The 20,702-nt window shown below is 70.5% G+C and carries 16 protein-coding genes and 3 pseudogenes; 9 read left to right on the forward strand and 10 right to left on the reverse strand.

Annotation, left to right across the window (positions count from 1 at the left end):
- The first annotated feature begins 3 nt into the window (after positions 1-3).
- Positions 4-621, forward strand: coding sequence for a TetR/AcrR family transcriptional regulator (locus tag ACZ4UB_RS28850; protein WP_468074549.1), 618 nt, complete (start codon positions 4-6; stop codon positions 619-621).
- A 144-nt stretch (positions 622-765) separates the two neighbouring features.
- Here ACZ4UB_RS28850 and ACZ4UB_RS28855 read toward each other — a convergent pair.
- Positions 766-1,008, reverse strand: a pseudogene (locus ACZ4UB_RS28855) (DDE-type integrase/transposase/recombinase); the annotation flags it as partial.
- A gap of 124 nt (positions 1,009-1,132) precedes the next feature.
- On the opposite strand from ACZ4UB_RS28855, the gene ACZ4UB_RS28860 reads away from it, so the two are divergent.
- Positions 1,133-1,915, forward strand: coding sequence for an SMI1/KNR4 family protein (locus ACZ4UB_RS28860; protein ID WP_468074551.1), 783 nt, complete (start codon positions 1,133-1,135; stop codon positions 1,913-1,915).
- Between the two features lie 476 nt (positions 1,916-2,391).
- Here the strand turns inward: ACZ4UB_RS28860 and ACZ4UB_RS28865 are convergent, their stop codons facing one another.
- The 4 genes and pseudogenes from ACZ4UB_RS28865 to ACZ4UB_RS28880 form a co-directional block, all read right to left on the reverse strand.
- A complete protein-coding gene (locus ACZ4UB_RS28865) occupies positions 2,392-2,781 on the reverse strand; it encodes a hypothetical protein (RefSeq protein WP_468074553.1) in 390 nt (129 codons plus the stop codon).
- 133 nt (positions 2,782-2,914) lie between these two features.
- Positions 2,915-3,118 (reverse strand): cold-shock protein, encoded by a 204-nt coding sequence (locus ACZ4UB_RS28870; RefSeq protein ID WP_468074555.1) that lies wholly within the window; start codon positions 3,116-3,118, stop codon positions 2,915-2,917.
- Between the two features lie 632 nt (positions 3,119-3,750).
- A complete protein-coding gene (locus ACZ4UB_RS28875) occupies positions 3,751-6,813 on the reverse strand; it encodes a hypothetical protein (RefSeq protein ID WP_468074557.1) in 3,063 nt (1,020 codons plus the stop codon).
- A gap of 469 nt (positions 6,814-7,282) precedes the next feature.
- A pseudogene (locus ACZ4UB_RS28880) lies at positions 7,283-8,204 on the reverse strand (IS5 family transposase).
- 518 nt (positions 8,205-8,722) lie between these two features.
- Here ACZ4UB_RS28880 and ACZ4UB_RS28885 point away from each other — a divergent pair.
- The gene (locus ACZ4UB_RS28885; protein ID WP_468074559.1) at positions 8,723-9,394 is read left to right on the forward strand and encodes a hypothetical protein; all 672 of its coding nucleotides are present in this window, start codon (positions 8,723-8,725) and stop codon (positions 9,392-9,394) included.
- Between the two features lie 292 nt (positions 9,395-9,686).
- A complete protein-coding gene (locus ACZ4UB_RS28890) occupies positions 9,687-10,907 on the forward strand; it encodes a hypothetical protein (protein WP_468074561.1) in 1,221 nt (406 codons plus the stop codon).
- A 687-nt stretch (positions 10,908-11,594) separates the two neighbouring features.
- Here the strand turns inward: ACZ4UB_RS28890 and ACZ4UB_RS28895 are convergent.
- Positions 11,595-12,145: pseudogene (locus tag ACZ4UB_RS28895) on the reverse strand (serine/threonine-protein kinase); the annotation flags it as partial.
- Positions 12,146-12,448: 303 nt separating this feature from the next.
- Between ACZ4UB_RS28895 and ACZ4UB_RS28900 the strand changes: the two are divergent.
- On the forward strand, positions 12,449-12,982 hold the full coding sequence (locus tag ACZ4UB_RS28900) for an EF-hand domain-containing protein (protein WP_468074563.1): 534 nt from the start codon (positions 12,449-12,451) through the stop codon (positions 12,980-12,982).
- 448 nt (positions 12,983-13,430) lie between these two features.
- On the opposite strand, the gene ACZ4UB_RS28905 is transcribed toward ACZ4UB_RS28900, so the two are convergent.
- On the reverse strand, positions 13,431-14,027 hold the full coding sequence (locus ACZ4UB_RS28905) for a hypothetical protein (protein WP_468074565.1): 597 nt from the start codon (positions 14,025-14,027) through the stop codon (positions 13,431-13,433).
- A 334-nt stretch (positions 14,028-14,361) separates the two neighbouring features.
- Here ACZ4UB_RS28905 and ACZ4UB_RS28910 point away from each other — a divergent pair, with 334 nt between their 5' ends.
- On the forward strand, positions 14,362-15,195 hold the full coding sequence (locus ACZ4UB_RS28910; RefSeq protein ID WP_468074567.1) for a class I SAM-dependent methyltransferase: 834 nt from the start codon (positions 14,362-14,364) through the stop codon (positions 15,193-15,195).
- A gap of 83 nt (positions 15,196-15,278) precedes the next feature.
- Complete coding sequence (locus ACZ4UB_RS28915) at positions 15,279-16,217, forward strand: MerR family transcriptional regulator (RefSeq protein ID WP_468074569.1); 939 nt, start codon at positions 15,279-15,281, stop codon at positions 16,215-16,217.
- 92 nt (positions 16,218-16,309) lie between these two features.
- Here ACZ4UB_RS28915 and ACZ4UB_RS28920 read toward each other — a convergent pair whose 3' ends face one another.
- The 3 genes from ACZ4UB_RS28920 to ACZ4UB_RS28930 form a co-directional block, all read right to left on the reverse strand.
- Positions 16,310-16,870, reverse strand: coding sequence for a GNAT family N-acetyltransferase (locus tag ACZ4UB_RS28920; RefSeq protein WP_468074571.1), 561 nt, complete (start codon positions 16,868-16,870; stop codon positions 16,310-16,312).
- Between the two features lie 282 nt (positions 16,871-17,152).
- Positions 17,153-17,395 (reverse strand): hypothetical protein, encoded by a 243-nt coding sequence (locus ACZ4UB_RS28925; protein WP_468074573.1) that lies wholly within the window; start codon positions 17,393-17,395, stop codon positions 17,153-17,155.
- A 181-nt stretch (positions 17,396-17,576) separates the two neighbouring features.
- Entirely contained in the window at positions 17,577-18,647 is a 1,071-nt protein-coding gene (locus tag ACZ4UB_RS28930; RefSeq protein WP_468074575.1) for a YhgE/Pip domain-containing protein, read from the reverse strand.
- 213 nt (positions 18,648-18,860) lie between these two features.
- Between ACZ4UB_RS28930 and ACZ4UB_RS28935 the strand changes: the two genes are divergently transcribed.
- Complete coding sequence (locus tag ACZ4UB_RS28935; protein WP_468074746.1) at positions 18,861-19,292, forward strand: MarR family winged helix-turn-helix transcriptional regulator; 432 nt, start codon at positions 18,861-18,863, stop codon at positions 19,290-19,292.
- Between the two features lie 62 nt (positions 19,293-19,354).
- Positions 19,355-20,674, forward strand: coding sequence for an aldehyde dehydrogenase family protein (locus ACZ4UB_RS28940; RefSeq protein WP_468074577.1), 1,320 nt, complete (start codon positions 19,355-19,357; stop codon positions 20,672-20,674).
- The last annotated feature ends 28 nt before the right edge of the window (positions 20,675-20,702 follow it).

A 20,702-nucleotide genomic window follows, 5' to 3' on the forward strand; every position in this document is an offset into this window, starting at 1 on the left:
ACCGTGGGTAGGCCCAGAACAAACGACGAGGCCGTCAAAGAGCGGCTTGTGGAGTGCGCGACCGAGATGCTCGCCACCCGTCCGCGGGAGTCCGTCACGGTCCGCGCCGTGGCCACTGCCGCCGAGGCGTCGACGACGGCGGTGTACTCCTTGTTCGGTGGTAAGGACGGGCTGATCCGTGCGGTGCGCGACAGAGCCGTCGCCGGCCTGTTCCAGGACCTGTCGGCGGTGCAGACCTCCGCGGACTCTCTCGCCGACCTCTATGCACTGGCCGTCGCCTACCGTCGTTGGGGGCGCGGACACAGCCACCTCTACACGGTGCTGTTCGGTGGTGTGCAGTCCTTCGATCCGTCGGGAGAAGCCAGTGCCAGTGACCCGGTCCGCCCGCTCCTCACGGCGATCGATCGCGCCTTGACGGCGTCCGTCCTCGCCGGCGAAGCAACGTCGATCGCCCTGTCCATCTGGGCTGCCCTGCACGGGCTCGTGACTCTCGAACTCGCCGGCGCCCTCGACGCCACCACGGCCGAGGCGGCATTCCGCTCGACGATTCACGCCACGCTGCGCGGATGGACGACCCCGGAGGTGTTCCGCGGTCTTCGCCAAGCCGAACTCGCCCGGTGACCGGATCAGGGCCGGAATCCAGGCCCTCCCGACCCTGGCTGAAGCTGTGGTGCGTGGTCGGTGAAGACCGGCAGGGCCTTCCCCCGTGAGGGTGGGCACGCGGTTATTGATCACGCGGCGAGGGTGAGTTTAGCGGCGCGGTGTCGTCCTGGTGACCTTGAGCTCGTCGCAGAGGTCGGCGTAGGCCCGGGCCCGTATTGGGCTCCGTGATCGGAGTGGAACACCGCCCTGTCCAGGGAGCCGCGGGGTGCGGGCGACCAGATCGCTGCGCATGTGGTCGGCGAAGTCGGCGATGGACCAGCCGTCGATCTTGCGGCTGAAGCAGTCCAGCACCGTCGCGAGATAGAGGAACTGTCCTCCCGCGAGCGGAAGATAGGTGATGTCACCCCATGTACTTGCGTCCCGGCCCGGCTCGGCGGTGATGGGGATTCCGAAAACGGCTGTGGCGGATATTTCGTGACGGTCACGGTGCCGTCCGACACAGGGGTGGCGGCCGCGTAGGGTCAGCGGCATGGCTGACAGGCTCGACGTAGCTGAGGCACTGGCTGGTGGATTCCCGGCGCGGGCGGACGCATGGGCCTTCGTCCGGGGCTTCGCTGCTGCCTGGTCCACCCCGGTGTCGCCGACTGATGGGTTCACATCGGCTGAGGTGCAGCGAGCTGAGGACCGACTCGGTATACGCCTCCCAGTCGCTCTCAGGGAGGCGTATGCGTTGTTCGGTCGACGGCGTGACCTGGTTGCCCAGCAGAATCCGTTGCTGGAGCCGGACGAGCTTCTGCTCGACCCTTCCGGCGAGCTGCTGGTGTTCCGCAGCGAGAACCAAGGCTGCGCCGGGTGGGGTGTGGCCTTGGCCGACCTTTCCCGTGAGGACCCGCCGGTCGCCCTGTTCGCTGATCGCCTCACCGGCTCCAGCCGACTCCACTTCCTCGACCGCCTGTCGCTGGCCTGTGTGGAAACCGTCCTGAGCGAAGCCGCCATGGCTGATGGGACCGAGGGCCGCACCTGTCAGGCAACGCCCGAGGTGGTTGCCTGTCTGGAAGAGGAGTTCGCTCCGGTTGCCTTGCCGCCGTATCCGGCGTGGTTCGAGCCGATGGGGCAGCCCGTTCGTTGGTTCTCTTCCTCTGGCCTGCTGCTCTGCCTGGAGCCCGGCTTGGAGGGAATGGATCTGGTCGTGACCGGCAGGACGATGGCTGATGTTCAACGTGCGGTTGAAGCCATCCCCGGCACCTGGCCGCCCGCCGTGCCAGCGGTATCCGAGGCGGTCGACGATCGCGAGTGGGTTCTGCCGTTCTGACGCTCACGGTGGCTGAGCGAGAACCAGCGTCCGCAGGAGAGCGAAGGACGCCCGCCCGTACGACCGGCGCTTGATCAGCTCGATCCGTGTGACCTGGCCTTCGACGGCGCCGGAGCTCCAGGGCAGGGTGCGGCCGCCGCCGAAGCGCGGGCCTTCGGCGCCGGCCCGGCGGCCGCCGTCGACGAGCGGGTGCGCGGCCTGCTCGGGCAGTCGGCCGACTGGCGGTCGACCGGCGAGCTGGGCCGCGCGCTCAACACGGCAGCTGAAGGCCGACCGCTACCCGGCTGGTCCATCGGCACGGGCCGCACCGAGGACCTCGGGTGACGCCAGGCCCGCACCACGCTGCTCGACGCCGTCGCACACCACCACCACGCTCACCTGCTCGCCGCCATCGTCGAGTTCGGCGGGTAGCGGGAGCTCCCAGCTACCCGTTACGGGCGTTTCAGGGGCGCGGTGATCCCAGAAAAGCGGCACGGTCAGCGCCGGCCGCCGCCGATGCGGCGGTCGTCGGCCAGTGCGGTCAGCGGGCCGAACTCGCGGGCAAGCTGGTTCCACGTCAGAACCTCGCCACAGCGGGCCGGGAACTCCTTCGGGTTGAACTCAGGCATGGTCCAAGTGCCAGTTCCCCGGTCCCGCAGCCACAGGTCCCCGTCACCGTCGACCACAGTCGGCGGGACCGGTACGGGCTCGGCCTGATCGATGGGCTCCCAGGTGACCCGGCCCGGGTGGGAAGCGCGGCGCAGCTCGGTGGTGGCCAGCCGCGCGGCCAAGTCACGGGTGGACTCGTCGGCGTCCTTGACCGACTCGAGTCGGAATGCGTCGTCAAGTACGGGCAGGGCTGGATTCTTGCTGCGCTTTGAACTCATACGCTGACTACCTCCGGTGGGGGGCGTCACATCCGTTATGGCACCCCGTAGAGGAACACGGTATCCGAGGCATGAGCCGGGCCGCTGCTCCCTGGGCGCTCGGGGCGCCCACGGAGCAGAGAGGGAAACGAGGTCAGGCCGGGGTGATGTTCTCGGCCTGGGGGCCCTTCTGGCCCTGGATGACGTCGAACGTGACGACCTGGTCCTCCTGGAGTTTGCGGAAGCCCGAGGAGTTGATCGCGCAGTAGTGGGCGAAGACGTCCGGGCCGCCGCCATCCTGGGCTATGAAGCCGAAGCCCTTCTCAGCGTTCAACCCCTTCACAGTTCCCGTAGCCATATCCATGCCTTCCAGTCGATGGACGCCTCCCGCCCGATGCGGAAGGCACCCCGTCACCAGGGGAAACGGCAGGGCGTGGTCCCAGAGCCCGCCGGTGTCAGGCGGGCACGGGCTTACGGTCTCAGGCCGCGGCCGACGGGTTCACCCAGCCGGCGGCGCTGGTCCCACACGCGATCTCTGGCCGCCTCGCCCAAGGGCGACAACGACGGAACCTCCGCCTCCGCCAGACGAAGGTGTCCCACATCAAAGAGGTCAACACCCACAGGGGGCAGCATCTCGGGCACCGGCACCTCGTAGAGCGAGCAGAACACACTGGAATCACCGATCCTCTTGGCGCTGGACGGACCCGTGAAGCTCAGCAGCGGCCAGGCCGACCGAACGCTGGCCATGGGGAGCCGCCCGCCACGAGGCCCGGCTCCGTCGCGGCCGTAGCCCGACGGGCCACCGCACGCAGCTCACGCAAGGCCTGCTGACCAAGATCGCCGAGCGCAAGGCCCGCAGCTCGACTCATTCGGGATTGACCTGGTAGAGGACGTGTGAGCCGTGGATCTCCGGCATACCCAGGTGGTGGGTGTTGCTGTGCAGGCGGGGCGGGGCTGGCCCGGGCGGTGGCCCGGGCCAGCCGTTGGACGCTAGGGCTTGGCGTCCGGAGCGGCCTTGGTGTCCGAGGCGGCCTTGCCGCCCTGGTTCAGCATGCCGCCGAGGGCGCTGAGGTTGCCGGCGCCGCCGACACCTCCGGTCACGAGGGGTGCCGCCTTGGCGGCGGCGTCGACTGCGATCTGGGCCATCTTCTGCAGGTGCTCGGTGGCGGTCTTCATGGCTTCCTGGGCGCGTTCGCCGGCGGCCTTGTCGTTGCCGGCGGCGGCTTCGATGCCCTTGGTCAGCACCTGGCCCATCGTGTTCAGGCCGCTCATGTCGCGGAAGAGGTTCGCGGTGGCGATGGCCTGCGCCGTTTGCAGGCCGACCGGATCGGGCATCGCCGCGAGCGGCGTGAACTTCGCCTGGGAGGCACCCATGCCGGCCGCCGTGACATCGAGGTCCTTCGCCCGCCCTCCCATGGACACCGGCGCGATGTCGGCCGGGGTGATCTGGATGGGCGAGTCCTTCCAGTTCCAGAAGCGGGTGAGGTCGATCTTCTCGGCCGAGTTGGCCCGGCCGAGGACGGCCTCGGCGAAGACGCCCTTGGTGGCGATGGCGATCGTGTTGGTGACCTGCGCCCCGAACGTGTTGTCGGCCGGCTGGCGGGACTTGGTCCACGCCTCCCGTTCCTGCTCGCTGTTGAAGTTCCACCGGAAGCCGAGGTAGTTGCCGGTGGCGGCGATCGGCTTGGGGTCCAGCAGCGTGCCGAGCAGGACGGGGGCGGCGTTCGAGCCGGCCGGGGTATAGGAGTAGTTGGCGAGGATGCGGCTGAGCGTCAGCTCGTCGGCGTTGGCCCACACGGCCTGGCTGTAGTGGCGGCGGTTGTCGTTGAGGTGGTCCAGGACCGCCTGGGGAACGTTCCCGCCGCGCACGTGGAATCCGAGTGAGGCGAGGTAGGTTCGGGTGCCGGACTTCACCGTCGCGCCGAACAGTCCGCAGATGGCCGCGCCGCCGGCGTCCTCGGTCAGGTCGGGCGCTGCGGTGGTGGTCGCGGCGATCCCGAAGTTGACCACGCCCGAGGCCATCGTCAGGCGCAGCCCGGCGAGACTGCCGCGGGCGGCCGTGCTGGACCAGGCGTCGACGGCGAGCAGCTTGTCGGCGCCCGTGAAGGTGTGGGAGGCGTGCTGCTGGATGCCGGAGCCGCCGGTGTCGCCGCAGCGGAAGGTGTGGCCGGGGAAGACCACCTGGAGGCTGCGGATCCCGAACTCGTCGTACCAGACGTCGATCTTGGATGCGTAGGGAGAGTCGGCTTTCGGCGGGACGTCGAAGGGGACGGGCGCCTCCCGCGGCGCGGTGAGCAGCCGGGCAAGGGCACCGTTGGGGAGGATCAACCAGTAGTCGCCGTTGACGGACGAGACGATGTCGCCCAGCCCGGAGACCCCGGCAAGGATGCTGTTCTTGGGAGCGGTCCAGGTCGTCGCGCCGGCTTCGACCACCAGGACCTTGCCCTCGGCCGTGACGCCCCACAGCGTGCCATCCGGGCCAGCGGACACGCGCTTCACGTTCGGTGCCGGGGTCCGCTCCGTCCAGCCGGAACTGGTGCGCTCGGAGGTCCGCCCCTCCCGGCAGTACCAGAGTCTGTCCCTGCCGACGACGGCGATGTCGTCGGCCTTGACGTTCAGGCTGTGGATCGTGCCGTCCGGGGAACGCTGGCCCAGTGAGCTGTCCCCGCCGATGAGGTAGAGGGTGCCGTCCGAGCCGCAGGCCAGGGCAAGGGCCCGCCAGCTCTGCGGGTGAGTTCGCCAGGTGGTCCCGTCGAACTGCATCAGCATGTTGTCGGTCCTGAGCCCCCAGACGGTGTCCTTGCCCGGTGCGATGCGCGCCAGGTCTCCGTCCAGTCCGGTAGTGGGCAGCGGGTTCCACTGCCGGCCCACCGCGTCGAAGCGGACCGGGCTGCCGTCGTACTTGCGCACCCCGTACACGCCCATGGCCGAAGCGGCGATGTCGGCCAGATCCACACCGTCGAAGACCTGGGGGACCGACGGCGCCTCCGGTGCCGTGCACGCGTCGAGCTTGCGCACGGTGGTATCGAACGGGTTCGCGGCCCGGATCTTCGCCGCCCAGTCAGCGGGCGCCACCGAGGCGAGCACCTCCTTGTACCGTTGCAGGCTGGTGTAGTTGAAGGTGAGCTCTTGCAGCGGGATGAACAGGCAGCGTTCCAGCTTGGTCGGCTTGGTCGTCACGTTGTAGACCTGGACGACCTCGTAGTACTGCACGGACATCGCGTGCATGTGGTTGTAGTTGGTGACGACCCGGGTGAGGACCTGCTCCTTCTCCAACTGCGTCGTCTCTCGCACGACCGTCATGTTCCGGCTGCGGGCCGCGGTCGCCAGCTGCTGGGTGCGCGCGCTGATGCGCTGCGTCGCCTCCTCCGCGACCGATTTGACGCCGGTCGAGCGCGACACCGCGGTCGTGAAGCCCGAGTTCGACGAATTGCTATAGGAACCGCCGACCCCCATACCGAAGAACGCGATGCCGCCGCTGGCGCCGGCGCTGGAGGAATTGCTCCTCTGGGACGCCTGGGACGTGCCGTACTGCTCCTCGTGGGCGATCGCGTTGGCGACCTCGCTGATCGACCGGTTCTGGTCGGTGGTGCCTGACAGTGCTTCGGCCTCGGAAGCCGCTTCGGTGCCGGTGGCCTTGGTGGTGCGCTGCCAGTCGACGACCGCGACCTTGGTGCTCTCGCCGGGCGCGAGCGCGAGGCTGTGCAATAACCGGCCGAGCGTGACGCCCTGGGCCGACCAGCTCTGCTCCGTCGTGACGATCATGCCCTCGGCCGGGCGGTCGTAGAACGGCAGGTTCTCCTCGCCGAGGTCGATGGCGCCGGTCAGCTTGCGAGCCGGTTTCGCCCCGGGGATGTCGGTGAGCACCACCGAGCGGTACCGGACGATCTCCACCGGGTAGCTGCCGGTGGTGGGAAGCAGGTCCTTGGGCGTCGGACCGTCGAGCATCGCCTTGTCCACTTCGAACGGGGGCGAGGTGCCCGCCGGGGCCGTGGTGCCGGCCGGGGTCGTCGCTGGTGTGGTGGCAGGTGTTCCGGTGCTCGGGGTGGTCATTACGGTCCCGTCTGCGAAGAGGGTGGAAAGGCCGTCAAGGCCACCAGGACCGGGAGCGCCTGGCCATCGGCATATGACGCCTTCCGAATCGCTCGAAAGCTTCACATCCCGATCACAACAGCGTCAGACTTTGTCGAATTCGGCCGGAAATGGTGCCCGGCTGCGGAGGCCCGCCCGCAGCGCCCGCTCCAGGAAGCCGGGTACCCGCGGGCCCTGGGGCTGGACTTCCGCCCCGAGCACCACAAGCCCGTCGGCCTCGAACCGCGGCGCCTGCATCCGGCGAGGCCGGATGACATGTGGCCGGGCGCCATCCAGAACGCACAGGGCCACAAGTGGACGCACGCCACAACGCCTTGCCGTCCGGAACGGAGACCCGCGCGGCCACCGGCTCCCGAGCGGCCACCGGCTCCCGCTCGGTCGGGGCGGCACCACCTGCCCTTCGGAAGCCCCGAATCTCCTTCTCAAACGATCAGTAAGGCGTGTCTGACAAATGATCACCCGGCTGGTTCGCGGAGCCAGAGGATCAGGGAGGCCAGGACGACTCCGGCCTGGTAGCGGTCGGCGAGCTTGTCGAACCTGGTCGAAATCGCGCGGAACTGCTTGAGGCGGGCGGAGCATCGTTCGACCACGTTGCGGTCGCGGTAGATCTCCTTGTCGAAGACGGGCGGTCGGCCGCCAAGACGCCCTCGGCGTTGCTGGTTGGCTGCCTGGTCTCGGCGCTCGGGGATCGTGGCGGCGATGCCCCGCCGCCGCAGCAGGTGGCGGTTCGCCCCGCTCGGATGGGCTTGTAGCCCAGCACACGTTCCGGGTCGTGCGCGGGCGGCCCGTGGTCGCGCACGGGACGCGGATCCCTTCGAGGACCTGGCCGAACGCGGTGGCGTCGTTGACGTTGCCGGGCGTGAGCACGATCGACAGGGGCAGGCCCCGGCCGTCGACCGCGAGGTGGACCTTGGTGGTCAGCCCGCCTCGGGACCGGCCGAGGGCCTGGCTCGCTTGCGAGCGGCCCTGATCTTCCAGTTCGTCCCCGTCCACGTCCCCTTTTTGCGGGCGCCGGCGGCATGCTGGTGGGCCCGGTTGACCGTGGAGTCGACCGCGACGGTCCGCTCCACCCGGCCCACCGCGTCGTCGCGGACCTGCACGTGTTCCAGCAACCTCACCCACGTCCCGTCCGCTTCCCAGCGGGCGAAACGCTCGTAGACGGTCTGCCACGGCCCGTACCGCTCGGGCAGGTCGCGCCACGGGGCCCCGGTCCGAAGCCTCCACAACACCCCGTTGACCACCTGCCGGTGATCACGCCACGGACAGCCACGCCCGTCCACCTGCGGCGACAAGGGCTCTATCCGCTCCCACCCCGCGTCCGTCAACTCTCCCCGACCTGCCGAAAGATCAATTGCCAGACCCTGCCTAGGGGCGAAACGGGCGGGCCACTGACCCGCTGCAACCACGGCGCAGGCACACCCGGACAGAGGGCGGCCGCGCCCCCGACGGTGTGTCGCGACCGAGCCGCTGACAGCCGGCCACCGGATCCGGCGTGACCGACGCGCAGGGCCGGGCTCGCCGTACGTTCCCGTGGCCGCCGGTCACCAATGACCGGCTGGGTGACCTGCACTGCCGCCCCTGCCGGAGCCAGCCAGCGCCTGGTCGAGCGTCAGCGCCCGCAGAGAAACGAGCGGTTCGGCTCGTTGACCGCCCCACTCCCCCGCCCCCAAGCGCATGCGCGCTGGTGAGACCCAGCCGAGCGGGCACAACCTCGCCTCGCCGACACGACGACCTCGGCCGTATGCCGTCGGCTGCCTCCGCGGTTCGTTCAGGCAGGGTCAGACCTGCTGCGGACCGGACGCGGTCGGATAGGCGCCGTTCGTCGCGGGCTGAGAGCCACGTGTCAGTGTGGTGCGGCAGGATCCTCCGCATGACGGACGGAATCGTTTGGCTCGCGGAGCCACAGAGCATCGCCTTCGGCGGCTACAGCGTGACCCTGGCTCGGGGGCTCGGGGTTGAGGCGCTGGCGGCGCGGATCGCGGCCTCGTCCGAGTGGTCGCAGCGGACGGTGCAGCCGGTCGGGGAGCTCACCGGGGACGAGTTGGTCGACGTGTTGGACTCGGAGTACGGGGACGCCTGGGACGGGGTCGGGCTGCGGCTGGGGGTGAGCGGCGGGTGGTCCTTCGCGGTGGCGTACGGGGGCTGGTTCGGAGAATTCCGGGACGATCCGGCGATCTCCGAGGGGGAGGCCGAGGTCTTCCAGGTGGAGTACGAGGAGGAGAACGGCAAGCCTGTGCCTCCCACCTTCCGCTACCAGCGCGACGGCCGGACGGTGTGCTCGTTCAATCTGCACCTGGACGACTCCTGGGGCAACGGCCAGGTCACCGGAGACCCCGAAGTCGTTTACAAGATCAAGGAGTTGCTGCGTGCAGAGGGCCTGCCGGACGAGGGGCGAGCGAACCGGGAGGTGCACCGGACCGTTCTCGGGGTGCTGGAGCGGCATTTCGACCTGACCCTCCCCCGCCCCCTGGTGCTGGAGGCCCCGTTGCCGGCCGTCCTGCTCCCCGACCAGAGCTGCCTCTCCGACGGGTCGGGCTGTTGAGGCGTGAACCACCAAGGCCGAGGAGCGAGCGTAGGAGTGTGCGGATGAACGTGCGGGGGCGCGTGGCGGTGGATCGGTGACGGTGTATCACATCAAGCACCTGCCTGCCGCAATGGTGCCAAACGACGGTGTCGGGGGCCGGTCCGGGGTCCGGGAAGGTGTCAGGACCTGGTCCGTGACCCGGGACGGTGTCGCTTCCCGGTCCGGGTCCGGAGGCGGCGTCGCCACCTGGGCTGTGGCCGACGCCGAACGGTGGCGAAGGGCGGCGGTACCGTCCGTTCTCGCTCCCGGCGTGGGCGGATGGGTACTGGCTGCCCTGGTGGCGGCGGCGTACGTCCTGCTGTTCGGGCTCTCGTCCGCGTCCGCGGCCTGGCACAGAGGCTCCGGAGGCGGGACGGACTGGCTGAGGTATCCGGGGCTGGTGCTGCTGACCGCCCTGCCCCTCTGGTATCGGTACGTTCCGGTCGCTGCCATACCGGCGGCCGTGATCGCCGGTGGAGAGGCGGTTCTCACTCTGGCCCGGTCCGGTGACGTGGACCGTCCGGCGCGGGCCGGGTGGCTGGTCGTTCTCGCCGCCTGCGCCGTCGCGGCCATCGGAGCCTGGTTGCGGCTGCGGGCCCGGCGCCGGCAGCGGGCGCTGGCCCTCGCCGCCGCGGGAGCGCGGCGCTTCCCGCTGCCCGATGGCACCCCGGAAGCGGACGGCCATCGCGGACACCAGCAGGTCTACCTCGGACTGGCGCTCTGCCTGCTCGCGGCGGCCATCCTGGCCGACGGCCTGTTCGGGGACCTGACCGCGTCCGGCACCGCCTTCGACGCCGTGGGGCAGCAACGCATCGCTCTGGTGCTCCTGGTGGCCGGTACGACCGTCTACGGCCGGGGGCAGCTCGCCTACCTGGCCGCCCGACGCCTGCACGAGGAGCTCCAGCCCGCTCTGATCGTCGGCGTTCGTGCCGGGGCCGACGGGCGCCACTGGGTGTGCGCGGACGCCCGCACCCGCTCGGCGGCGCCCCTGATCGCGTACGTTGCCGGCAAGAGCGACACCCCCGCACGGACGCGGCTCCTGGGCAGCGGCTCGGCGTACGCAGCGGTGAACGGACACCACGACATCGACCCCCGGCACGAGCCCTTCGAAGCGGTCCTCTACGGCACCCTCGCGGAGGGCGACGAAGTCGTCCTGGCGTACGCCTGTGCCGAATACCACCTCCACCAGGAGACGGCGCAGATGTACGAGACCGTCACCACTGCCCCGCTCCGCCCGGACCGCCGGCACGGGCTGGGCCCGTGGGATCCGGCAGACGGCCCCACCAGGCAGCGTGAGCGGCTCCGCGAAAGCCAGGAGAGGGCCGAGCGCCACCGGGAGGAACAGCGCAAGGCACAGGAGCGCCGCAGGAACCAGCCCCGCCGTTCCTCGACCCGGGGACGCGGGAACGGCTCCGGCCCCCGGCACCATGGAGGCGGGGGCTGCGGCTCCAGTTGCGGCTCCAGTTGCGGCTCGAACTGCGGGGGCGACTGAGCCGGAGTACTGGGACGCCGGGCGGCAGGGTGCCACTGTCGGCGCCCTGCTTCTCGTCGCAGGCACTCGGGACTTCCGAGGGAGGGGCCACGACCTCGCGCACCGTGGCATCCACTACACCTCGGGCACCGCCTGACACTGAAATGGCGCCTCGGTCCTTGGACCCGGACGCCATCTGCAACACCCGCCGCTACCGAGCCCGACCACCGGCACCCAGGCCGGCCAGCGGCTCAGGAATCTGTACCAGACTGTCCGGCAGGCGTCACAGATCGTCACCACTAAAACGCGGCATCCTGTCACCAGTACAGATGACACACCGCGGTCAGTGACATCTCTGCTCCCCCAGGGACAACAAACCGCAGATCCGCGCGTCGCTTCTGATCGGCAAAGCGCCCACCGAGGGCGAGGAGGAGACCCGGCTCCTGCTCCGCTTCGCGTCCCCCGCGCCCCCGCACTCATCGCGAAGTGGATCAGCTACCAGGTCTTCTTCAACACCGAGCGGCAGGACTGGAGGAGGGGCGTCGAGGCCGCATTCCGCTACCGCGAGCGCGAGCAGCACCTTCAGGTGCCCTACGACCACGTCGAGTGCCGAGGGCCCGTACCCGCTCGGGAGGTGGCTCTCCGACCAGCAGCGGGTGTTCCGGGCCGGGACGATGACCGGAGAGCGGGCCACCGAGCCGGAGGGGCCTGCTCGGGGGACATGAAGCCGGGTGAACCAATGACCATGCCCGTACGGGGCATCGCGGATTGCGGGGAGATCGTCTCGAGACCGTCGAGAGACCGCGCGATGCCGGAGTCGATGGCCCGCGGCCTGTCGGCGGTGACCAGGATGTTCGTCGGTTTGAGGTCACGGTGGATCAACCCGGTGCCGTGGATGGCCTGGAGTGCGAGGGCGAGGCGGTTGGCGAGGACGCGTAACGAGTGTTCCGGCAAAGGGCCGAAGTCCTCGGAGACAACGGTGCTCAGGTCCGGACCGGGTATGTACTGAGTCGCGACCCAGGGGATGGTCGCTTCGGTGTCCGCGTCGAGCACGGTCGCGGTCCACGAGCCCCCCACGCGTCGCGCGGCGGCCACCCCTCGAGCGAACCGGCGTCGAAAGTCCGGAACTTGGGCAATTCGTCGTGGACCACCTTGAGGGCTACGGCACGCCCGCCCTCGGACCGACCCAGATGCACCCGGCCCATACCGCCCTCACCGAGCCGGCCCAGCCGATGTCGTGCAGCGGCCCTGAAGTACAGGCCGTGCTAATGGAGTTGATCCATGCCCGTCATCCTTCACTCCTGTGGCGCGACGCCCCTTCGTGCACCTCCGCAGCGATGCCGGAGCCGGCCTCGAGTTCGCCGCATCCCTGTGACGGACATGGGCGTGTGCTGTGCGGCCGCGCAAGCATTTCGGGTGTACGTCGGGCGGGTCGGAGGGCGGCCGGCGGATGAACGTGATGATCTTGGCGGTGTCATACCGCAGGCGCCCGCGCACGCCGTGAGCCGCACGTCAGACGCGCGGGCCTCGCGGTCCCGTAGCCGGCAGACAGGAGCAGGACATTGTCCGAGCAAGCCACCGCCACCATGACCGACGCAGCCAAGCAGCGCATCTTCGCCATGCTCGACAGGGACGGCGACGGCGCCATCTCCCGCTCGGAGTACCTCGCGCGGGTCGACCGTGCGGCGGAGGCCATGGGCCGAGGCACCGACGACCCCGTGGTGCACACGGCACGCGCCGCGCACGAGGAGGTCTTCGCGGATATGGACGCCGACCACGACGGGCGGGTCACGTTCGAGGAGTACCGCACCTGGGCCGGCCACGACGCGTTCGAACGGTCCTGCCGGCCGGCCCTCGGCTCACTGTTCGATGTCGCCGACCACGACGCCGACGGCCGGCTCACCCGCGAGGAGTTCACCCGGCTGCGGATGGCGTCCAGCAACACCGAGGCGGACGCCGGCCGGGCCTTCGACGACCTCGACACCGACCGCGACGGCCTCATCGACCGCGACGACTACCTCGCCGGCATCCACGACTACGTCACCACCGGCTCCTCCCCCATGGCCGCCGCCTACCGAGCCCTGCCGAACCCCTGAACCCGCCCCCTCCGACCCGTCCGTGAGGGGCGAGCGGGATTGCCTGCGCCCAGGTGACGGTGTGCCGGGTACGGCAGGTCTCACCGGCGCCCTACCGGCACCGCGGGTCCGGGGCCGGCGGCAGTCACTGCGCCGGCTCTTGGTCCGCCTTGCTCCGGTTCGGACGGGCGGTCCCGCGCCTCTATATACGTTCCACGAGCTGGTGCCCGAATCCCAGGCCTCAGCAAGCGGGACCATGATGGGCCGCACCCCGCACTGCACCAGGCTTGCCGGCGGCGCCGGGCCGGTCGCCGGAGGGTCCAGATGCTGCTTGAACAGGCTAGTGCGGTAGCCGAACCAGCACTCGGCGGCGCTGGGCCGGTCTCCGACCTCCTGCCGCTCGGCGTGGGCGGCTGCGGTGCGGGCGCGGTCCAGCCGGTAGGCGCGGCCAACGAATGCGCCCGGCGTGCTATTTGACGTAGATCTCGTCGAGGACGTCGATGACCCCCGCTGCGTTCAGGTGGTAGCGGAAGGGCAGGCCCCTGTCCGGGTGGGTCTCCAGCCACCCGGTCAGCTCGCTGGTGGAGATGGGACGGCCCATCACGGCTGCCGTGAGGATCGGATCCGTCGCGGTGATCTTGGCGGTCTCCGCGATCGGGATGTACGTCCACGCGCCCGACGGTTCGAAGCGCCCGGGGCAGCCGTACGTGCCGTGCTGGACGATGAGAGTGGTCATACCGCCCTCGGGTGTGAAGCGGTGCACGGCGATCGTGTCCGGCGAGATCGGCATCCTGTGGTCGGCACCGCAGGCCGGCGCGGGGGGCGGGGACGGGGCCGGTGGTTTCTTCCCCGCCGGGGTGGCGGTCGCCGAGGGTTTGGGCGCCGCGCCGGTCTTCGAGGGGGCCGGCACGGCGGCCGTGGTGCCGGCAGTGGGCGGGGCCGGGGTGGCCGCGGTGGGCTTCGCGTCCGGCGCGGCCAGGTCGTCGCCGTTCTGACAGGCGGTGAGCGCCAGCACGCCGCATACCGCCAGGGCGGCCATGGCCGCCTGCCTGCGAACCGCTCTCATGGTCTTCTCCCTCTCCCGGATTCCGGCGTCGCCGCACCGTAGCCCCCGGGATCCGGCCGGGGCGACGGCCGGACGCGGTTCGTCACCGGGCCGGGATCCCGTTGTTGCGGAGCGCGGACCTCCGTCCCCGACCGGCGGACGCCCTCGACCGCCCACCGGTCGGGGGCGGGGGCCAGGAGGCCTGCGGCGGGGGCCGCGCCCCCACAAGCGGCCCGCCGGCCGCCCTCTCCGGAAGCTCCTCCTCGACACCGTCGTCCGCCGTCACGGGGGATGGACGGCGCCCCCATCACGCTGGTCAAGGGGCCGAACACGGAACATCGAGGGAGAGGTTGCCATGCCCAACGCCCCGCACATCGCACTCGATTCGGTCGGCTCCGGGGTCGTTGACGGACGCCAGATCCGGGCCTTGGCCTTCCAGTCCGTACGGCTGGAGTACCTGCGACACGTGCTTTCGGAGCTCGGCCTCGCGGCGGCTGGCAGCCGCGCTCTCGTCGTCGGCAGCGGGCGCGGACTTCTGGCCCACGGCCTCGCCCGGATCGGCTTCGAGGTGGTCGCCGTCGACCCGTCCCCCACCGCGACGGCCCTCGCCCGGGAAGCCGACGACGGTCTCGGCGTCACGTACCTGACATCACCAGCAGCGGAAGTCGGTCTGCCTGACGACTCCTTCGACCTCGTGTACTGCGTGTACTGCGCTGACACCCTGGAGATCACCGACCGGCAGGACGCGGTCCTCGCGGAGGCGGCACGCGTACTGCGCCCCGGTGGGGCCTTCGTCTACGACACGGTGAACCGCACTCCCCTGTCCCGCCTCATCTACCTGGGTGCCTTCCAGGCCTTTCCGGGCACACCGATCATGCCGCGCGGCGGCACGTTGACCGATGAACAGCTGCCGGAGCTGGTCGACATGGTGCTCATGCCGAAGGGGAATCCGGTGGTGACGTATCTGGGGTACGCGGTCCACGGCGCCCGAACCACCTTCGTCCGGCGCTGTCGGGCGACGTCGCGTGGCAGGAGGGCCTGCCGGTGGAGTCGTCGGCCGGGCGCTGCCGGATTCACGGCGCGAGCGCCTGGAGGACATCGACCAAGAGCTCCTGGCCGAAGCCGCTGTCACCACCACCCGAACGACGCGGTGCGCACCCGATCGCGGGCTCGCGCATCGCCCGAGTAGGCGGCCGCGGTCTCAGAGAATGGAGCAGCAGTCGGGAGGCGGTGGGTTGAGTCTCCCGTAAGGGGAGACGCGAAGGTGGGGTCATGAACGGCGACGCGCTTTACTCGATCGGCGATCTGGCCCGGCGGACCGGGCTGACGGTCAAGGCCATACGGTTCTACTCCGACTCGGGGATCGTGCCGCCGACTGACCGCAGCCCGGCCGGCTACCGGCTCTACGACATCGATGCCCTCGCGCGTCTGGATCTTGTGCGGACGTTGCGCGACCTGGGACTCGACCTTGCCGCTGTCCGGCAGGTCCTGGACCGGGAGATATCGCTGCCCGCGGTCGCCGCGGCGCACGCCGACGCGCTGGAGGTGCAGATCCGCACCCTGCGGCTGCGGCGTGCGGTGCTGCGAGCGGTGGCCAGGCGTGGCTCTACCCCTGAGGAGATGGACCTGATGCACAAACTCGCCAAGCTTTCCGATGACGAACGTCGGCGTCTCATCGGCGACTTCATCGATGACACCTTCGGCGGTCTCGACGCCAACCCCGAACTCGTGGCCATGATGCGCTCGGCCATGCCCGACCTGCCCGACGATCCCACCCCGGAGCAGGTCGACGCCTGGGTCGAACTCGCCGAGCTCTCCCAGGACCCGGACTTCCGCGCGTCCGTGCGCCGCATGGCCGAGTACCAGGCGGCCCAACGCGATCAGGGCGACACCACAGGTCTGCACCACGACCTCACCGAAGCCGTCCGCGACCAGGTCGGCCGGGCGTTGGCGGACGGGATCGCGCCGGCCTCGCCGCAGGCGGCCCCGGTGATCACCGCGCTCATGGCCCGCTACGCACACGTCTTCGGCCGCGCCGACGACGCAGAACTGCGGCAGTGGCTGCTGACGCGTCTGGAGACCGCCAACGATCCCCGCGCGGAGCGGTACTGGCACTTGCTGGCCGTGGTCAACGGTTGGCCTGTCCCCGAGACCCTGGGCCCGGTGTTCGACTGGTTCGTCCAGGCCCTGCGCGCCCGGGTGGGACGCTAGCGCGAGGTCGATCGGAACGCGGCGCGGCCCGGCTGACCAGGCCCTGCCCGCGCCGCCGGGATAGACCTGGCGGCGCGGGCAGGGGCTCGGTCCTAGCTACCGCCCGTCGGGTGCCACTCGCGGCGGAGGAGGCCGAAGACCCAGGAGTCGGAGACGTCGCCGTTGACGACGCAGTCCTCGCGGAGGGTGCCCTCGCGGACGAAGCCGAGCTTCTCCAGGACCCGGGCGGACGCCACGTTGCGGGTGTCGGTCTCGGCCTGGACGCGGTTCAGGTCCAGGGCGTCGAACGCCCACCGCAGAACGGCGTGCGCGGTCTCCGTGGCGTAGCCGTGGCCCCACACGGAAGCGTCGAAGACGTAGCCGAGGGACGCGCTGCGGAAGTCCGGGTTCCAGCTGGTCAGGCCGCACCAGCCGATGAACGCGCCGTCGGAGAGGCGTTCGACGGCCACCCGGGCTCCCGTGCCTTCCTCCTCGATCCTCCGGCAGGTCGTGAGGAAGCGCTGGGAGCGGGCCGGTTCGGTCCACGGCGGGGAGTCCCAGTAACGCAGCACGTGGGCGCTGCTGTGCAGCGCGTAGAGCGGCTCCGCGTCGGCGTCGGTGAAGGGCCGCAGCCGCAGCCGGGCGGTGTGCAGCTCGGGAGTGGGCAGTGTCATGCGGTGCATCCTGCCGCGTCACGCCCACCCCGACCATCGGTTTATCCGGGCGGTCGGGGCGCGGCGCGCGCGTACGCACCCGATCACGCCGGACGCGCGCCACGGGCGGCGAGGCCCCTGTTCCGACCGCTCCGCTGACGGAGGCTTCGGGCGTGCCGGGCGACCGGCCGGTCACCGCCGCGGACGCGGGCCCGGGAGCGGGTGCTGGCTGGTGGTGCGGGGCGTGGTGCTACGCAACTGCCGTACGGCCGGCCCCGTGTCGGCCCGGGGCGGCCGGGTGGGTCAGTAGCGGACCCAGAGGGTGATGATGTCCGGGCGGCTGGTGCTGAAGGGCTCGCAGAAGAAGATGGGGCCCCAGATGTTGTAGCCGGCCCGGCCGGCGGCCACGCATTCGGTGTACGAGGCGTGGTTGCTGCGGGCGTAGAAGCCGGGGCCGGGGGTGGCCTCGGCGGCTCCCGCGGCGCCGAGCGCGAGGGCTCCGGCGGTGACGGCGGTGGCGAGAGCGGCTGCTGTGCGGCGGTACATGGCATGTCCTCCTGAAAATGCCGGGGATGCCCGGCAGATTGCCCGACGATGCGATGTGGTGCGGTACGTGCAGGCTGCGCAGCCGGACATGAACGTACCGTCACGAACCAGACCACACAATAGGTCTAGGCCAATGCGCGCGTTCCACCGCGACCACCATCCGCGGCACCACCGCCCGGCGTCAGACGCCGACCGCCTCTTCCATCTCCTCCTCCACCCTCGCGCCCCGCCCCTTCGCATCCTCCGCCTCCGTGGCGCGCCGGCGTTCGACGAGTCCGGCTGTGGCGGTGAGCAGGAGGCCGAGGAGGAGCCAGAGGACGAGGGTGCCCATCTGGCGGGAGAGGTCGTCGTTGCCGAAGTAGAGGAGGCTGCGCAGGCCCCCGATGTATCCGGCGCCGTTCCAGAAGGCGTTCAGGGAGCCGAAGAAGCCGTTCTGCAGCTCAGGCCGGAACAATCCGCCGGAGCTGGTGAAGTTGAGCATCACGAACAGCACCATCATGGCCAGCGTCGTCCAGCGCTTGAGGAAGGTGTGCAGGCCGACTCCGATGAACAGGATGCCCGCGCAATACAGCCAGGTCAGGCCCCAGACACCGGCCAGTCCGTGGTGGGCGAGGTGGAAGACCGGTCCGGCGAGCAGCGCGCCGATCGCGCTGACGACACCCGATACGCCGACCACGAGCACGGCGCGGCTGCGCATGCGCAGCGCGGCGCCCGCACCGCCGAGTACCGCCACCGAGGCGTAGGAGCCGATGCTGACGGCGACGAGCAGGAAGAAGAGTCCCTGCCCGGTCGGGTCGTCGTCGACGGTGGGGACGACATCGGTCACCGCGAGCGGGGCGCCCTGCCGGGCGGCGATCGGTGTGAAGATCTTTTCCGCGACGGTGGCGCCCGTGTCGGAGGCGGCCGTGGCCACGATCAGCTCGGGCGCGGTGCCGCTCGGTACGTAGGCGCCGGTGATGCGGCGGTCCTTGAGCTGCCGCACCGCGTCGGCGCGACGGGCCACCGTGCGCACGTCGAGGGCGTCACCGGCCCGGTCCTTCACGGTCTGGGCGAAGACCTTCGCCTGGGGCCCTTCGCCCACCACGGCGACCGGCAGATGGTGGGGCTCCGGCTGGACGAAGGCGCCCATGTAGGCCAGCCCCATGCCGAGGCACATCAGCAGGGGGGTGAGCAGGTGGGTGAGCACGTGACGGAGCGCGGGGTTCCGGGCCGACTTCTCCGGGTGGTGCGAGGCGGTCGTGTGACCGGACATGAGACGGGACCTCCGATGTCGGCTCGGGCTGCGGAACACCCCACCGGCAGATAGTTGGTATATACAACGGCCGTAATGGTTGTACTATACAACTACAAGCCGGAAGGAGTGGTCATGATCAGGAACGCATCGGGGACCCGAGCCCCGTCCAGCGGCGCCAGCGATCAGGGTGAGACGCGTCACGACGCGGCCGTCGAGACGATCCAGCGCGAGATGACCGCCTTCGCCCGGCGCGCCCGGTCGGTGGCCGCGCGGATGCATCCGGAGCTCTCACTGGTGTCCTTCACCCTGCTCGGCCACCTGGAGGAGCACCCGGGCACCCGGGTCTCCGATCTCGCCGCCCACTACGCGCTCGACAAGTCGACCGTCAGCCGCCAGGTCGCGGCGCTGGAGCGGGCGGGACTGATCGAGCGGCGCGCCGACCCGGACGACCATCGGGTGTGCGTACTGGAACCCACCCCCGCGGGCGCCGCGACCCTCGCGCGGGCGACGGCACACCGGCGGGCGATGTTCCGGGACCGCCTCGCGGACTGGCACCCCGACGACCTCGACCGCTTCGCCGCCTACCTGCTCCGCTACAACGACTGGCCGGGGTCGGAGCGGGACGACCGGGACCCCGGCGGCGGAATGTCCCAGACCCTTTAGTTGCTATATGCACCGAACTGCGCGGGCGACTCCGTGTCCCGCGCGACCTCCAGGAGATTCGCATGTCGGACCGCACCCCCGAACAGCCCGCAGACGTCGTCGCACGCCTTCGGAACGCCTTCGCCACCGGCCGCACGAAGCCGTTGAGCTGGCGCACCAGTCAGCTCGAAGCACTGCGGACGCTGCTCACCGAGCGGGGCGAGGAGCTGGCCGCCGCGCTCCGGTCCGACCTCGGCAAGAGCCGGGCGGAGGCCTACCGCACTGAGATCGACTTCGTCGTGCGCGAGATCGACCACACCCTGGATCACCTGGCCGACTGGCTGCGTCCCCAGCCCGCCCCGGTTCCGGAGCGGCTGAACCCGGCGACCGCGCACACCGTGCAGGACCCGCTCGGCGTGGTCCTCGTGATCGCGCCGTGGAACTATCCCCTCCAGCTCCTGCTCGCTCCGGTCGTCGGCGCGCTGGCGGCGGGCAACTGCGTCGTGGCCAAGCCCAGCGAGCTGTCGCCCGCCACCTCGCGCGCGGTCGCCGACCTCCTGCCGCGCTACCTGGACCGCGAAGCCGTGGCCGTGGTGGAGGGCGCGGTGCCCGAAACCACCGAGCTGCTGGCCCAGCGTTTCGACCACATCTTCTACACGGGCAACGGGCAGGTCGGCCGGATCGTCATGCGGGCCGCCGCCGAGAACCTCACCCCCGTCACGCTCGAACTCGGCGGCAAGTCGCCGGCCTTCGTCGACCGCGGTACGGACATCGGCGTCGTCGCCGCGCGCCTGGCGGCCACCAAGTTCATGAACGCGGGCCAGACCTGCGTCGCGCCCGACTACGTGCTGACCGATCCCGGCACCGCCAGGGAGCTGGAGCAGGCTCTCGCCGAGGCCCTGCGCGGGCTCTACGGCGAGGACCCCTCGGCGGCCCCGGACTACGGCCGGATCATCAACGAGCGCCACTTCGACCGCCTGACCGGCCTGCTCGACTCCGGGCGCACCGTCACCGGCGGCGTGCACGACCGCGCCGACCGCTACATCGCTCCGACCGTCCTGGCCGGGGTGGCGCCCGATTCCCCGGTCATGCGCGAGGAGATCTTCGGCCCGATCCTCCCCGTGGTCGAGGTGGCCGACCTCGACGAGGCCATCGCCTTCATCGGTGACCGCGACAAGCCCCTGGCGCTGTACGCCTTCACCGAGTCCGACGTCACCCGCGAGCGCCTGAGCCGGGAAACCTCCTCGGGTGGCTTGGCCTTCAACCTGCCGGTCGCCCACCTCACCGTCTCCGACCTGCCCTTCGGCGGCGTGGGGGAAAGCGGCATGGGCAACTACCACGGCCGCTACTCCTTGGACACCTTCAGCCACCGCAAGGCCGTGCTGGACAAGCCCCTGAGCTGACGGCCCCGGCCGCCCAGCCAAACGATCC

This window comes from Streptomyces sp. NPDC028419, from assembly GCF_055565515.1.

Coding starts and splice junctions, on each gene's coding strand:
- ACZ4UB_RS28860 (WP_468074551.1), top strand. CDS start 1,133: ATGGCTGACAGGCTCGACGTAGCTGAGGCACTGGCTGGTGGATTCCCG.
- ACZ4UB_RS28865 (WP_468074553.1), bottom strand. CDS start 2,781: ATGAGTTCAAAGCGCAGCAAGAATCCAGCCCTGCCCGTACTTGACGAC.
- ACZ4UB_RS28870 (WP_468074555.1), bottom strand. CDS start 3,118: ATGGCTACGGGAACTGTGAAGGGGTTGAACGCTGAGAAGGGCTTCGGC.
- ACZ4UB_RS28875 (WP_468074557.1), bottom strand. CDS start 6,813: ATGACCACCCCGAGCACCGGAACACCTGCCACCACACCAGCGACGACC.
- ACZ4UB_RS28885 (WP_468074559.1), top strand. CDS start 8,723: ATGACGGACGGAATCGTTTGGCTCGCGGAGCCACAGAGCATCGCCTTC.
- ACZ4UB_RS28905 (WP_468074565.1), bottom strand. CDS start 14,027: ATGAGAGCGGTTCGCAGGCAGGCGGCCATGGCCGCCCTGGCGGTATGC.
- ACZ4UB_RS28910 (WP_468074567.1), top strand. CDS start 14,362: ATGCCCAACGCCCCGCACATCGCACTCGATTCGGTCGGCTCCGGGGTC.
- ACZ4UB_RS28915 (WP_468074569.1), top strand. CDS start 15,279: ATGAACGGCGACGCGCTTTACTCGATCGGCGATCTGGCCCGGCGGACC.
- ACZ4UB_RS28920 (WP_468074571.1), bottom strand. CDS start 16,870: ATGACACTGCCCACTCCCGAGCTGCACACCGCCCGGCTGCGGCTGCGG.
- ACZ4UB_RS28925 (WP_468074573.1), bottom strand. CDS start 17,395: ATGTACCGCCGCACAGCAGCCGCTCTCGCCACCGCCGTCACCGCCGGA.
- ACZ4UB_RS28930 (WP_468074575.1), bottom strand. CDS start 18,647: ATGTCCGGTCACACGACCGCCTCGCACCACCCGGAGAAGTCGGCCCGG.
- ACZ4UB_RS28935 (WP_468074746.1), top strand. CDS start 18,861: ATGACCGCCTTCGCCCGGCGCGCCCGGTCGGTGGCCGCGCGGATGCAT.
- ACZ4UB_RS28940 (WP_468074577.1), top strand. CDS start 19,355: ATGTCGGACCGCACCCCCGAACAGCCCGCAGACGTCGTCGCACGCCTT.